We start from the raw sequence: 14033 nt of genomic DNA, 5'->3' as shown, positions 1-14033 counted from the left end.
ATGATTTCAATAGGAAATCATGCTTTTCTCTCATTATTGACGCTTTATAAATTTCGCTAAATCTTTAAATTTAACTTTATCTGAGTAATTCATTACGCCGTTTACGTAAATGCGGCTTGTAACAGCATTTAATACCGCAATTGTCGCCAATAAGACCGCTAATGTTATCGTAATTTCTAGCATACCTGCTTCACCAGCTACAATACGTGAGAAGGTAACCATCGGTGTAAAAAATGGAACGTAAGAACTTACAACAACGATAGTACTATTCGGATCACTTAATGATTTAATACTAATGAAGAATGCAGCCATAATTAAAATCATTACCGGGAAAGATACAGCTTGTAAATCCTCCGTCTTAGACACGACAGCTCCAGCAGCAGCATACATCATCGCATATAGTAAATATCCCGTAATGAAATAAACAAGAAACATGCTGATAACCTTTGCATCTAATTTCGTAAAGTCAATTGGAATACCAAATAGTGAGGCACTTTCTAAATCAACCCAACCCAACAAATATGGAATAAGATAACCACACGCCAATATGACAAGTTGCAATAACGCCGTTGAAACAACCGCTAAAATTTTCGCATACATCATTGTAAGAGGCTTCACTTTCGGAAGCATTACTTCCATTACACGTGACGCCTTTTCAGATGCAATATTCATTGCGATTGTATTTCCGAACGCTACAATAAACATATATAAAGCAAATGTAAAGAAATAGGCAATTCCGAAAGAAGATGTACGATCTTTTATCGCTTCTTGCTTTACTTGAATTTCTGTTTGTAATTGCTGTGCAATTTCTGGTGAAACATTATTTTTGGCAATCGTCACCATCGTATATTGTTGCTTTAAATATCCTGCCATAATTGCGGAAGTTGCTTGGCTTGGAAATCCATTATACATATATGTAATCGATGGAGCCCCACCCTTTTCCGTCACATGGAATAGACCATCTAAATCGCCATCTTCTACTTGCTTATGCAGTTTATCAAAATCATCCTTTGAACCCAGTGTTATTTTTGCTGATGGCAATAGCTTATTTAGCTCATCTTTTTGTACTTTATATGTGGAACTCTCTACTACAACTGCAATTTTATCTTTATCCTTATTTTTATCATCGCCTGAAGTAAAATGATTAAATGCAAAAATCCCAAACACAACTAAAAATAAAATCGCACTCGTAATTAATGATTTTTTAGATAAAAACGCTTCCCTAAAATAAAATGAAAATACGTGAGAAAATTTACGCATCGTTATTTCGCCCTCTCTACAAAGATTTCGTTTAACGTCGGCTCTAACATTTTAAATTGTCGTAAGCTAACACCTTGCTCTTGCAACTGTTGCAAAATCTCGAGAGCTTCCGCATCGCCTTGTACTTTCACATAAAGAAGGCCTTGTTGTTTTTCATACGATACATGTATAGCTTCTAATCCCTTTTCATTCTCTACTGTATCTTCAATCGTTAAATTACGGAAACCGTATTCTTTCTTAATATCACTTAGCTGTCCTTTTACGACTGCTTCACCTTTTTTCAAAATACATACATGTTGGCAAAAAGCCTCTACTTGTTCCATACGATGACTTGATAAAATAATCGTCTTTCCGCTCTGTACTTGTTCTTCAATAATACTAGCTAACATCCCGGCATTAACTGGATCAAGGCCACTGAATGGTTCATCTAAAATGAGAAGTTCCGGATTATGAAGAAGAGCAGCAATTAATTGGATTTTTTGCTGATTCCCTTTTGAAAGCTCTCCAGCCGTTTTAAATTTATATTCTGGTATCGCTAAACGCTCTAACCAGTGATCAATAGCGTGATCTACTTCTTTCTTCGACATCCCTTCTAATCTACCAAAATATCGCAGCTGGTCTATTACTCTACTTTTTGTATATAAACCTCTTTCTTCTGGTAAATACCCAATTGTTACGCCACTATTCCCAAATGCTTTTCCATCCCACGTAATCGAACCTTCATTAGGCGTTAATAATCCGAGAAGCATTTTGATTGTTGTTGTTTTCCCTGCACCATTTCGTCCAAGTAACCCTAGTACTTCACCTTTTGGTAACGAAATTTGTAAACCGTTAACAGCTTTTGATTCCCCAAATTGTTTCGTTAAGTTTTGAATTTGTAAACTCAAAGTTTAAAGCCTCCCCTTTAGTATCATTCGTACTCTCTTTCAAAGACTATGTTTATTCAAGACAAAATATAGCGCTACACTTCATCCTCTTATATGTAAACACCGTCATTAATCCATCATTTGTTCTATTTAGTTAAAATTGTAAATAATAAAGCGCTCTTTGTCAATTATAATTGTCATTACGACAATTAAACTTGTCAAAACAACTGTTATTATTTTGCTCATCTTTCTAATATAGGACATACTACTATATATATAAAAGACAATATGCAAATGTTCATATAAAAATATTATATTTTAATATATAATATAAAATGATTTTCTAACATCAAGGAGGATACATATGAAGATGAAGAGGGGCATTACCACTTTATTATCTGTAGCGGTTCTATCTACATCACTTGTAGCATGTTCAGGAACACCAGAGAAAACAGTGGCGAAAGAAGAGAAAGTAAAATTAACAGAACAACAATTAATGGCTGATTTATGGTATCAAACAGCCGGTGAAACGAAAGCACTTTACTACCAAGGGTACAACATTGGTCAATTAAAACTTGATGCAGTTCTTGCAAAAGGGACAGAGAAAAAACCTGCTATCGTACTTGATTTAGACGAAACTGTTTTAGATAACAGTCCTCATCAAGCAATGAGCGTAAAAACAGGCAAAGGTTATCCTTACAAATGGGATGATTGGATTAACAAAGCTGAGGCTGAAGCCCTTCCAGGCGCAATTGATTTCTTAAAATATACAGAGTCTAAAGGTGTAGATATTTACTATATCTCAAATCGTAAAACGAACCAACTAGATGCAACAATTAAAAATCTTGAGCGTGTAGGTGCTCCTCAAGCAACGAAAGAACATATATTACTACAAGATCCGAAAGAAAAAGGAAAAGAAAAACGCCGTGAACTCGTTTCTCAAACTCATGATATTGTCTTATTCTTCGGTGATAACTTATCTGATTTCACAGGTTTTGATGGAAAATCTGTAAAAGATCGTAACCAAACAGTAGAAGATTCAAAAGTACAATTTGGTGAGAAATTCATTATTTTCCCGAATCCAATGTATGGCGATTGGGAAGGCGCTTTATATGATTATGATTTCAAAAAATCAGATGCAGAAAAAGATAAAATCCGTCGCGACAACTTAAAATCATTTGAAGTAAAATAAAGAGGATGGCATTCGCCATCCTCTTTATTTTGCTTTCTCTGTTAAAGGCAAGATAAATACTTCCACACGTCTATTCTTTGCCTTTCCTTCTTGTGTATCGTTTGGAGCAATCGAACGGTATTCTCCGTAACCAATCGCACTAAATTTTTCTGGTTGTAATTCTTTATTTTGCAGTAATACTTGCATAAAATTAACTGCCCGCTGCGTACTTAATTCCCAATTCGACGCAAACTGTGCATTGGCAATAGGGACATTATCCGTATGACCGGATACTGTAATTTCACGAGGTGACGCTGAAACAAGTAAGCTAGACATTTCTTTTGCAATCCCTAAAGATTCTAATTTCACATCTGCTTTCCCCGAATCAAACAGTATATTTTCTAATATTGTCACCATTAATCCCTTTTCAGTTAATTTAGTTTGAAAAGAAGAGGATAATTGTTTTTCATTAATATATTGATCAATCTTTTTTTGTAATGCTTTCAATTCATCCATCTCTTTTTTTTCTTTAGCTCTAGCTTCTTCTTGTTTTTTTGCTTGTTCTGCCTCAAGGCTACTTGCCGATAATTCTTTTTCATCATTTGGCTTTTGATCACTTAAAAATTCTTTGTTACCTGTTCCCCCGGCTAATTCACTTCGAAAAGCAACTGCCATCTGTTTAAACTTCGCAGCATCTATACTACTCATTGCGAATAAAACGATAAACAATGCAAATAACAACGTTAACATATCAGAATATGGGATTAACCACGTTTCATCGATATGCTCATCATGTTTTTTCTTTTTGCCTCTTCTATTTTTCTTACTCCGCATTTTTTTCTGCTCCTTTTTCTAGCTTTTTACGCTCAGTTGCAGAAAGTGCACCTAAAATGCGGTTCTTCATAATAAACGGATATGTACCTTCTTGTAACATTAATAAACAATCAATGATTAAACGTTTTTTCTCAATTTCAGCTGAAGATTTTTGCTTTAACTTATTTGCAAATGGATGCCATAATACATACCCTGAAAAAATACCAAAAATCGTTGCAATAAATGCACCCGAAATAGCATGACCTAACTTTTCAATATCAGTTAAGTTACCAAGCGCAGCTACAAGACCGATAACAGCACCTAAAACTCCTAATGTCGGTGCATACGTACCAGCTTGTGAAAAAATAGCAGCTCCCTTTGCATGTCTTTCTTCAATTGCCTCTAATTCAGATTCCAAAATTTGCTCTAAATCTTCTGCGGATACGCCATCAATCACAAATTTCATACCGCGCAAAAGAAATTCATCTTGAATTTTGTCTAATTGTTGCTCTAAAGACAAAATACCGTATTTTCTACTTTCAGATGTCCAATGAACAAATAATTCTAGCAACTGTTCATAACTTAAATCCTTTTTATTTGAACCAAAAAGAACTTTAAATAGTTTTGGAACCCTTTTTAGTTGATTCATCGGAAATGCAATACATACTGCAGCAAATGTACCGATAAAAATAATTAATGCTGCGGCAGGATTTAATAAGGCTGTTACGTCAGCGCCCTTGACGACCATCCCTACTACCACTGCTAAAAATCCTAAAATAAGTCCAATAATTGTTGCAAAATCCATTCCCATTCACTCCTAGTCTATACAAGAAGTTCTTTATTCTCGATAATCGCTACATCTTCTTATGTATATATATTACATAAAAAATGCAATTCATGAAAGATAAGAAATGAATTATATAAAAAAATACTACAAATTCACACATTTTCTGACATTTTCTTTGCATTTCTATTACGTTATGACTCTTATATTTCTTTTCCAACAAACTAGACTTATAATAAAAAAAGATACATATTTTATTAAGAAGGGACTGTGATTACAAGGCATTATGAAAAAGATAATAATTATTTCTGCCACTACTATTGTAATCGGTATCACATCTTTCGCTTACTTTGGTTCTAAATCACCACTACATAATGAAGCGAAAGCTGTCGAAAGTCAAAAACATAATAACCACCCAAAAGAAGAGATTCCTGCTTTTCCAAAAGCTGATCATAATGCAAAGAAAATAGACAATGACTTTTCAGTTGTAACAAATCCAAAATCTAATCTTGTCTTAATTAATAAACATCGAAAACTACCAGATGGATACACTCCTGAAGACTTAACAAGACCAAACGTACCATTCACTAGTCCAAAAGATAAAGAAAAAACGCTACTACGCAAAGATGCTGCAGAAGCACTTGAAAACATGTTCAAAGCTGCAAAAAAAGAAGGGATTGATCTTACAGCTGTATCTGGTTATCGTTCATACAAACGTCAAAAATCGTTGCATGATACATACGTTAGACGTCAAGGAAAAGCTGAAGCTAATTCAGTAAGCGCAATTCCTGGTACAAGTGAACACCAAACGGGTTTAGCAATGGATATTAGTTCAAAAACAGCTAAATTTCAATTAGAGCCTATCTTCGGAGAGACAGCAGAAGGAAACTGGGTCGCGGAACACGCTCATAAATTCGGCTTTGTCATTCGTTACTTAGAAGATAAAACAGATACAACAGAATATGCATATGAACCATGGCACTTACGCTACGTTGGTAATCCATACGCTACATACCTATATAAACATCACTTAACATTAGAAGAAGCAATGGAAGACAAAAAATAAGAGAGCAAATTGCTCTCTTATTTTTCTTTCACTCTATCATTGTAGTAATTTCTTCTTCCATTCTTCAGGCCATGGTTCGCCTCTTCCTGTTTTTTTCGACGCTTGAACCATCATTCCACGACCTACTAAACAAACCTCTCCTTCTGCATTCTTCACCATATAATGTAAATCCAAAGAAGAATTCCCAACCGATCCTGCCTTTACATACACCTTCAACTGTTCATCATAATATATTTGCTTAATAAAATTACATTGTAAATCCGCAACAACGATCATCGTGTCTGATGATGTATGTGTCCACTCTTGCATAAATCCAAGTTCTTTAAACAACGCGATACGAGCTTCTTCAAAATAAGTAAAAGCAACGACATTATTTACATGTCCAAACATATCTACTTCACCAAAACGAACCTTTACAGGATTGTAAAATAAAAAACCACTTTCCCATTTCTCGAAGTCTTCAATATAAGAAATTCTCTTCAACGTTATCTCCTCTTCCTCTCAAAAAAAACAGAATAAACTGAAAAATACAGTTATAAATATTGCCCCTTCAAGATGAAGAGGCAATATTTATTAATAGTTATTATCGCTACCAAAGAAATCTTTGAACGATTGAATTGTTGTATCACGGTTTAATGCCGCAATTGAAGTTGTTAAAGGAATACCCTTCGGACATGATTGCACACAGTTTTGAGAGTTACCACAGTTCGCTAGTCCTCCATCTCCCATAATTGCACGTAAGCGATCTGCTTTATGCATTTCACCCGTTGGATGTGAGTTGAATAAGCGAGCTTGTGATAACGGCGCTGGTCCAATAAAGTCAGACTTACTGTTTACGTTTGGACATGATTCTAAGCAAACACCACATGTCATACATTTTGAAAGCTCATAAGCCCATTGACGCTTTTTCTCAGGCATTCTTGGTCCTGGACCTAGGTCATACGTACCATCAATTGGAATCCAAGCTTTAACGCGTTTTAGAGCATTAAACATGCGACTGCGGTCAACTTGTAAATCACGTACAACTGGGAATGTCTTCATCGGCTTTAAGCGAATTGGCTGTTCTAATTGATCAATAAGAGCCGTACATGATTGACGTGGCTTTCCGTTAATAACCATTGAACATGCTCCGCATACTTCCTCTAAGCAGTTCATATCCCATGCAATCGGAGTTGTTTGATTCCCTTTTGAATCAACAGGATTACGACGAATTTCCATAAGCGCCGAAATAATATTCATATTCGGACGATATGGAATTTCAAACTCTTGGTCAAACGCTTGTGCATCTGGTCCATCTTGTCTCGTAATGATGAGGCGGATTGTTTTCTCAGACATGTTGTTTATCCCCCTTCTCTTCACCCTTAGCAGCTACATCATGTTTTGAAGAATAATCACGTTTACGTGGTTTAATTAATGAAACATCAACGTCTTCGTAATGGAATGCTGGTGCATTTCCTTCTCCTTCAAATTTTGCCATCGTAGTTTTTAAGAAGTTTGCATCATCACGATTTGGGAATTCAGGTTTGTAATGCGCCCCGCGGCTCTCATTACGGTTATATGCGCCAATTGTAATAACACGTGCTAACTCAAACATATTTGCAAGTTGACGTGTAAATGAAGCACCTTGGTTACTCCATCTCGCTGTATCGTTAATGTTAATACGTTTGTAACGAGCCATTAACTCTTCAATTTTCGCATCTGTTTCTAATAACTTTTTATTTTCACGAACTACTGTAACGTTATCTGTCATCCATTCTCCAAGCTCTTTATGAAGAACATATGCATTTTCATTACCATCCATCGTTAAAATATTGTTAAATTTCTCTGTTTCGATTAATTCATTTTGCTCATATACAGTAGACGAAACAGCATCTGATGATTTAGAAAGACCTTTCATATATTCAATTGCGTTTGGTCCTGCTACCATACCACCATAAATTGCTGATAATAGTGAGTTTGCACCAAGGCGGTTACCACCGTGCATAGAATAATCACACTCACCTGCTGCAAATAAACCTGGAATACTCGTCATTTGCTTATAGTCAACCCATAGTCCGCCCATTGAATAGTGAACAGCTGGGAAGATTTTCATTGGTAGTTTACGAGGATCATCACCTGTAAATTTCTCATAGATTTCAATGATTCCACCAAGTTTAATATCTAGTTCTTTCGGATCTTTATGAGAAAGATCTAAGTACACCATGTTTTCACCGTTAATACCTAGTTTTTGCTCTACGCAAACATCAAAGATTTCACGCGTTGCGATATCACGAGGTACAAGGTTTCCGTAAGCCGGATATTTTTCTTCTAAGAAGTACCATGGCTTACCATCTTTATATGTCCAAACACGTCCACCTTCACCACGTGCAGATTCACTCATAAGACGTAATTTATCGTCTCCTGGAATTGCCGTTGGGTGAATTTGAATGAACTCACCATTTGCATAATATGCGCCTTGCTGATATACAGCAGACGCTGCTGTACCTGTATTAATAATGGAGTTTGTTGATTTTCCGAAAATGATACCAGGGCCCCCTGTTGCCATAATCACGGCATCAGCTCCGAAACTTTTAATCTCCATAGTTTGTAAGTCTTGTGCAACGATTCCTCGGCACACACCTTCATCATCAACAACAGCTCGTAAGAAATCCCAACCTTCATATTTCGTTACAAGTCCTGCTACTTCATGACGACGTACTTGCTCATCTAATGCGTAAAGTAATTGCTGTCCAGTTGTTGCACCAGCGAATGCTGTACGGTGATGTTGTGTTCCACCAAATCGACGGAAATCAAGAAGTCCTTCTTCCGTACGGTTGAACATAACACCCATACGGTCCATTAAATGAATGATACCAGGTGCTGCTTCACACATTGCTTTAACTGGTGGTTGGTTCGCTAAGAAGTCCCCACCATAGATTGTATCGTCAAAGTGGATCCATGGAGAATCCCCTTCACCTTTCGTATTTACGGCACCGTTAATTCCGCCCTGAGCACATACAGAATGTGAACGTTTTACTGGTACTAAAGAAAACAGTTCAACATTCACTCCTGCTTCTGCCGCTTTAATCGTTGCCATTAAGCCAGCCAAGCCACCGCCGACTACTATAAGTTTCCCTTTCATGCTCTCCCACTCCTTACTGATTTGCTAGCTGTGGATCGATGAACGCTAATAATGCACTCACACCTACATAAGATAGACCTAAGAAAATAGCTAATGTTACATAAGTAGAGATTCTTTGTGAACGTGGAGATACTGTAATTCCCCAGCTGATGCAGAATGTCCATAGTCCATTTGCAAAGTGGAAAATTGTTGAAACAACACCAACTAAGTAGAATGCAAACATAGCTGGATTGTTTAAAATATCTGCCATCATATCATAGTTTACCTCTTTACCTAACATTGCTTGAATACGAGTTTCCCAGACGTGCCAAGAAATGAAAATCAGCGTAACGATACCTGAAATTCTTTGGAAGACGAACATCCAGTTACGGAAATAACCGTAAGAAACCGCATTGTTCTTAGCTGTAAATGCAATATATAAGCCATATATAGCATGGTACAGTATCGGTAAAAAGATGATGAAAATTTCTAGCGCATACCGGAATGGAAGGAGCTCCATAAAGCCTGCAGCTTTGTTAAAAGCCTCTGCTCCTCTTGTTGCAAAGTTGTTTACAATTAGATGTTGCGTCAAAAAGACACCAACCGGGATGACCCCCATTAATGAGTGCCACTTACGAAACGTATACTCGCGGCCTTTCATGTCCCCATTACCCCCTTGAATGTTTGACTGCTGTTTTCAGATTAATTTATAACAATAATGTTTTTTCACTATTGGCATAAGAAAAACTGAAAAAATTATTCGAAATATTTCAGCATAATTTGATAACAAGTTCATTTTACCCCTATTTTTGTCGAAGCGTCAAGAAAACGTATACATAATTTGCATATAATTTGCCAATTCTTTTTTTCTTCTCAGATATTGAGATTTCCCTAAAGAAAAATCTGTTTTTATAAATGAAAAATGTTATATAATAATCCCTATAGAAAGAGGGGAATATTGTGAGTAAAAATACAATCGATATAACATCTTTAGAAGATGTTTCATTGAACGCCTTCGCTTATGAATTGCTACGTGAAGAATTACTACCTGATTTAATCGGCAACGATTTAGATGGTATTTTATACTGGTCTGGTAGAAACCTTGCAAGAAAATATCCGCTAGAAACAATTGAAGAAGTCATTCAGTTCTTTGAAAAGGCTGGCTGGGGCACTTTAAGCATTATTGAACATAAGCGTCGTGAAATGCAGTTCCAACTTAAAGGCACACTCATTGCAGAACGTCAAAAACAAAAAAGGCATTCTTCTTATCAACTAGAAGCTGGATTCATCGCTGAACAAATTCAAAAGCAACGGAACGTCGTTGCAGAGTCATATGAAGAAAAGAAAAAACGTTCTGACTCTATTACATTTCTTGTGAAATGGGATATAAAAGATCTCATTGAAGTGTAAGCATTACCTACAGTCAACTAGACATATCAGTTTAGTTGACTTTTTTGTATTTTCATTCACGTCAATTTATTTTAAATATTCAGAAATTATAACAAAAAATAGAAGACATTGTAAACTACAACGTCTTCTTATCTGTTAAATACGTATAAATCGTCTCTGCAACATTTTTTGGCATACCTGCTTCGACAAATTCTGCTACAGAAGCTTCTTTCATCTTCTTTAATGAACCAAAATGTTTTAACAATACCTTTTTCCGTTTATCACCGATTCCTGGAATGTCATCCAATGCTGATTGAATGACAGATTTCCCGTGTAATTGACGATGGAATGTAATCGCAAATCGATGCACCTCGTCTTGAATACGCTGCAATAAATAAAATTCTTGGCTATTTCTCTCAAGCACCACAGGTTCCGGGGGATCTCCAATAATTAAATGGGAGGTTTTATGTTTGTCATCTTTTACAAGACCTGCCATCGGAATATATAATCCGAGCTCATCCTCTAAAATATCACTTGCAGCCGCCAAGTGGCCTTTTCCGCCATCAATAATAATCAAATCCGGTAAAGGTAAATTTTCTTTAAGCGCCCTTGTATAACGGCGTCTCACAACTTCCCTCATAGACTCATAATCATCTGGCCCTTGAACCGTTTTAATTTTATATTTCCTATATTCTTTCTTCGCTGGTTTCCCATCGATAAAAGCAATCATTGCAGAAACGGGATTTGTTCCTTGAATATTTGAGTTATCAAACGCTTCAATACGATACGGTGTTTCAATTCCAAGCTGCTTCCCTAAATGATCTACCGCTTTAATCGTTCGTTCTTCATCACGTTCGATTAAGTAAAACTTCTCTTCAAGAGCAATTTTTGCGTTTTTATTTGCTAATTCTACAAGGTCTTTTTTCTTACCACGTTTCGGCTGTGTCGCTTCCACTTCTAAAAAGCGCTCTACTAATTCCGAGTCTATACTTCCTGGAACGACAATTTCCTTCGGCTTAAAATGACTACTGTTTTCATAAAATTGGCCGATAAACGTTAAAAAGCCCTCTTCTGGTTCATCGTAAATCGGAAACATAGAAACATCACGTTCAATTAGCTTGCCTTTTCGAACGAAGAAAACTTGAACACACATCCATCCTTTATCCACTGCATATCCAAACACATCGCGATCCACTAAGTCACTCATAATCATCTTTTGTTTTTCCATAATCGCATCAATATGAGCAATTTGATCACGCAACTCTTTTGCACGTTCAAACTCTAGTTTCTCTGAGGCCTCATACATTTTTATTTCTAATTCTGAACGAACTTCTTTATGCCCACCATTTAAAAACTTAATAATTTCATCTACAATTTCTTTATTTTGTTCTTCCGTCACTTCTTTCACACAAGGCGCTAGACATTGACCCATATGATAATACAAACAAACTTTATCTGGCATATTCGTGCATTTCCGAAGTGGATACATACGATCTAGCAGTTTTTTCGTTTCATGAGCAGATTGTGCATTTGGATAAGGACCAAAATACTTTCCTTTATCCTTTTTTACATTTCGAGTAATGAGTAAGCGCGGTTGTTTCTCCGCTGTAATTTTAATAAAAGGATATGTTTTATCATCTTTTAATTGAATATTATATTTCGGATCATATTTTTTAATTAGATTTAACTCTAAAATAAGTGCTTCTAAATTCGAAGAGGTTACAATATATTCAAAATCAACAATTTCTCCTACAAGCCGCAGTGTTTTCCCATCATGTGAACCAGTAAAGTACGAGCGCACACGATTTTTAAGCACTTTTGCCTTTCCGACATATATAACCGTTCCTTGCTTATCTTTCATTAAATAACAACCAGGTTGATCTGGTAAAATAGCCAACTTTTCTTTCAAATGTTCGTGCACTCGTCTCCCTCCATTTCTACATGCTTAGCATTTTTATTTTCACTTGAAAACATACTATGCCAAAACACCCAACATACGTTCCTTTATTGTAACGGAAAGGATCTAAAAAAGAAAATAAAAAAAGCTACCATTTGGTAGCTTTTTTTATTTTAGAAGTGTTTAGAAACTAATTCTACTAACGCTTCTTTCGGTTTGTAACCTAACGCTTGATCAACTACTTTACCGTCTTTTAATACGAAAAGAGCTGGAATACTCATTACTTCGAATTGACGAGCAGTTTCTTGGTTTTCATCAACATCTACTTTTACTACTTTTACTTTTTCGCCTAATTCTGCATCGATTTCCTCTAATACAGGAGCGATCATTTTACAAGGTCCACACCAAGGTGCCCAGAAATCTAATAATACAACACCTTCGCTAGTTTCAGCTGCGAAGCTTTGGTCATTTGCGTTTACAATTGCCATTTTATTTCCTCCTTCAAGTATATTCTACCAAGAGTATATCATTAACTTATATACGTGGCGAATAATATGTATCGTTATGTATTGTAACAAAAAAATGTTCCTTTATACTATATAAAAATACGGATTAAATACTAAAAAGATGAGAGACAGGGGATCTCTCACCTTTTTCTATATATAGGGGTACTTCACTTGGAACTCAAGGGTACTTAAATCATGAATGTACTTTTAACTTTTTAAACTCTTCTGTTAAAAGAGGTACAACTTCGAACAAGTCACCGACAATACCGTAGTCAGCTACTTTGAAGATACTTGCTTCTGGATCTTTATTAATCGCAACGATTATTTTTGAGTTAGACATACCTGCTAAATGCTGAATCGCACCAGAAATACCACATGCAATGTATAAGTCTGGCGTAACAACTTTACCAGTTTGACCAATTTGTAATGAGTACTCACAGTATTCAGCGTCACAAGCACCACGAGATGCCCCAACAGCGCCGCCTAGTACGTCAGCTAACTCTTTTAATGGTTTAAATCCTTCTTCACTCTTCACACCGCGTCCGCCAGCGATAATAACTTTCGCTTCAGAAAGATCAACACCTTCTGCTGTTTTACGGACAACATCCTGAATGATTGTACGTAAATCTTTCACATCAACTGTAATAGAAGATACGTCACCGCTGCGAGACTCATCTTTTTCCAGAGTTGCAATGTTATTTGGACGCACTGTCGCAAATAAGATGCCGTCTGTTACAATCTTCTTCTCGAATGCTTTACCAGAGTAAATCGGACGAGTGAAGATAACATTTCCACCTTCAACCTCTAAATCAGTTACGTCAGAAACTAAACCAGCTTCAAGCTTCGCTGCTAATTTTGGTGATAAATCTTTACCAAGTGCTGTATGTCCAAAGACAATACCTTCTGGATTTTCTTCAGCATGTACAGCTAAAAACGCTTGTGCATAACCATCAGATGTATATGATTTTAATTTATCATTTTCAACTGTCACAACGCGATCTGCACCGTAATGAATCAATTCATTTGCAAAAGAGGCAACGCTGTCTCCAACTAGAAGACCTACTACTTCACCGCCTTCTGCAATTGTTTTTGCTGCTGCTACCGCTTCAAACGAAACGTTACGTAGCGATCCATCACGAACTTCACCCATTACTAATACTTTACGAGCCATAGATTTTCCC

At 36.3% G+C, this 14033-nt stretch carries 14 protein-coding genes; 3 read left to right on the top strand and 11 right to left on the bottom strand.

Annotation, left to right across the window (positions count from 1 at the left end; translation table 11 throughout):
- Positions 1 to 33 precede the first annotated feature (33 nt).
- Both ASE54_RS22750 and ASE54_RS22745 read right to left on the bottom strand, forming a co-directional pair.
- A complete protein-coding gene (locus ASE54_RS22750; RefSeq protein ID WP_001224985.1) occupies positions 34 to 1260 on the bottom strand; it encodes an ABC transporter permease in 1227 nt (408 codons plus the stop codon).
- 2 nt (positions 1261 to 1262) lie between these two features.
- Entirely contained in the window at positions 1263 to 2147 is an 885-nt protein-coding gene (locus ASE54_RS22745; RefSeq protein WP_000058118.1) for an ATP-binding cassette domain-containing protein, read from the bottom strand.
- A gap of 343 nt (positions 2148 to 2490) precedes the next feature.
- Here ASE54_RS22745 and ASE54_RS22740 point away from each other — a divergent pair, with 343 nt between their 5' ends.
- Positions 2491 to 3318, top strand: coding sequence for a 5'-nucleotidase, lipoprotein e(P4) family (locus ASE54_RS22740; protein WP_000782773.1), 828 nt, complete (start codon positions 2491 to 2493; stop codon positions 3316 to 3318).
- 24 nt (positions 3319 to 3342) lie between these two features.
- On the opposite strand, the gene motB is transcribed toward ASE54_RS22740, so the two are convergent.
- Complete coding sequence (motB, locus tag ASE54_RS22735; RefSeq protein ID WP_001256733.1) at positions 3343 to 4131, bottom strand: flagellar motor protein MotB; 789 nt, start codon at positions 4129 to 4131, stop codon at positions 3343 to 3345.
- Entirely contained in the window at positions 4121 to 4915 is a 795-nt protein-coding gene (motA, locus tag ASE54_RS22730) for a flagellar motor stator protein MotA (protein WP_000344851.1), read from the bottom strand. The genes motB and motA overlap by 11 nt, the downstream gene beginning before the upstream one ends.
- A 265-nt stretch (positions 4916 to 5180) precedes the next feature.
- Here motA and ASE54_RS22725 point away from each other — a divergent pair, with 265 nt between their 5' ends.
- Positions 5181 to 5960 carry a M15 family metallopeptidase gene (locus ASE54_RS22725; RefSeq protein ID WP_000720194.1) on the top strand — a complete coding sequence of 260 codons (780 nt, stop codon included), beginning with the start codon at positions 5181 to 5183 and terminating at the stop codon, positions 5958 to 5960.
- A gap of 36 nt (positions 5961 to 5996) precedes the next feature.
- Here the strand turns inward: ASE54_RS22725 and ASE54_RS22720 are convergent, their stop codons facing one another.
- The 4 genes from ASE54_RS22720 to sdhC all read right to left on the bottom strand — a co-directional run bounded on the left by ASE54_RS22720 (position 5997) and on the right by sdhC (position 9721).
- Positions 5997 to 6443 (bottom strand): thioesterase family protein, encoded by a 447-nt coding sequence (locus ASE54_RS22720; RefSeq protein WP_000822726.1) that lies wholly within the window; start codon positions 6441 to 6443, stop codon positions 5997 to 5999.
- A 90-nt stretch (positions 6444 to 6533) separates the two neighbouring features.
- Complete coding sequence (gene sdhB / locus ASE54_RS22715; protein WP_001291827.1) at positions 6534 to 7295, bottom strand: succinate dehydrogenase iron-sulfur subunit; 762 nt, start codon at positions 7293 to 7295, stop codon at positions 6534 to 6536.
- Positions 7288 to 9081 (bottom strand): succinate dehydrogenase flavoprotein subunit, encoded by a 1794-nt coding sequence (gene sdhA, locus ASE54_RS22710; protein ID WP_000676742.1) that lies wholly within the window; start codon positions 9079 to 9081, stop codon positions 7288 to 7290. The genes sdhB and sdhA overlap by 8 nt, the downstream gene beginning before the upstream one ends.
- Before the next feature lie 13 nt (positions 9082 to 9094).
- The gene (gene sdhC, locus ASE54_RS22705; protein ID WP_000678354.1) at positions 9095 to 9721 is read right to left on the bottom strand and encodes a succinate dehydrogenase cytochrome B558; all 627 of its coding nucleotides are present in this window, start codon (positions 9719 to 9721) and stop codon (positions 9095 to 9097) included.
- Between the two features lie 299 nt (positions 9722 to 10020).
- On the opposite strand from sdhC, the gene ASE54_RS22700 reads away from it, so the two are divergent.
- Positions 10021 to 10470 (top strand): YslB family protein, encoded by a 450-nt coding sequence (locus tag ASE54_RS22700; protein WP_000042214.1) that lies wholly within the window; start codon positions 10021 to 10023, stop codon positions 10468 to 10470.
- A 115-nt stretch (positions 10471 to 10585) separates the two neighbouring features.
- On the opposite strand, the gene uvrC is transcribed toward ASE54_RS22700, so the two are convergent.
- The 3 genes from uvrC to etfA form a co-directional block, all read right to left on the bottom strand.
- On the bottom strand, positions 10586 to 12370 hold the full coding sequence (uvrC, locus tag ASE54_RS22695; protein WP_000544293.1) for an excinuclease ABC subunit C: 1785 nt from the start codon (positions 12368 to 12370) through the stop codon (positions 10586 to 10588).
- Positions 12371 to 12519: 149 nt separating this feature from the next.
- Positions 12520 to 12834, bottom strand: coding sequence for a thioredoxin (gene trxA / locus ASE54_RS22690; RefSeq protein ID WP_001018943.1), 315 nt, complete (start codon positions 12832 to 12834; stop codon positions 12520 to 12522).
- A 211-nt stretch (positions 12835 to 13045) separates the two neighbouring features.
- Positions 13046 to 14023, bottom strand: a complete 978-nt coding sequence (gene etfA, locus ASE54_RS22685) for an electron transfer flavoprotein subunit alpha (RefSeq protein WP_000101958.1) — start codon at positions 14021 to 14023, stop codon at positions 13046 to 13048.
- Between the last annotated feature and the right edge of the window lie 10 nt (positions 14024 to 14033).

It is taken from the genome of Bacillus sp. Root131 (assembly GCF_001429475.1).
Lineage (GTDB): Bacteria > Bacillota > Bacilli > Bacillales > Bacillaceae_G > Bacillus_A > Bacillus_A thuringiensis_S.
The sequence above is the reverse complement of the archived record's forward strand: the minus strand, read 5'-3'. Positions and strand labels throughout refer to the sequence as shown.

What these genes read in the sequence shown, in the direction of transcription:
- ASE54_RS22750 (WP_001224985.1), bottom strand. Translation starts at nt 1,260, where the DNA reads ATGCGTAAATTTTCTCACGTATTTTCATTTTATTTTAGGGAAGCGTTT.
- ASE54_RS22740 (WP_000782773.1), top strand. Translation starts at nt 2,491, where the DNA reads ATGAAGATGAAGAGGGGCATTACCACTTTATTATCTGTAGCGGTTCTA.
- motB (WP_001256733.1), bottom strand. Translation starts at nt 4,131, where the DNA reads ATGCGGAGTAAGAAAAATAGAAGAGGCAAAAAGAAAAAACATGATGAG.
- motA (WP_000344851.1), bottom strand. Translation starts at nt 4,915, where the DNA reads ATGGATTTTGCAACAATTATTGGACTTATTTTAGGATTTTTAGCAGTG.
- ASE54_RS22725 (WP_000720194.1), top strand. Translation starts at nt 5,181, where the DNA reads ATGAAAAAGATAATAATTATTTCTGCCACTACTATTGTAATCGGTATC.
- sdhB (WP_001291827.1), bottom strand. Translation starts at nt 7,295, where the DNA reads ATGTCTGAGAAAACAATCCGCCTCATCATTACGAGACAAGATGGACCA.
- sdhA (WP_000676742.1), bottom strand. Translation starts at nt 9,081, where the DNA reads ATGAAAGGGAAACTTATAGTAGTCGGCGGTGGCTTGGCTGGCTTAATG.
- sdhC (WP_000678354.1), bottom strand. Translation starts at nt 9,721, where the DNA reads ATGAAAGGCCGCGAGTATACGTTTCGTAAGTGGCACTCATTAATGGGG.
- trxA (WP_001018943.1), bottom strand. Translation starts at nt 12,834, where the DNA reads ATGGCAATTGTAAACGCAAATGACCAAAGCTTCGCAGCTGAAACTAGC.
- etfA (WP_000101958.1), bottom strand. Translation starts at nt 14,023, where the DNA reads ATGGCTCGTAAAGTATTAGTAATGGGTGAAGTTCGTGATGGATCGCTA.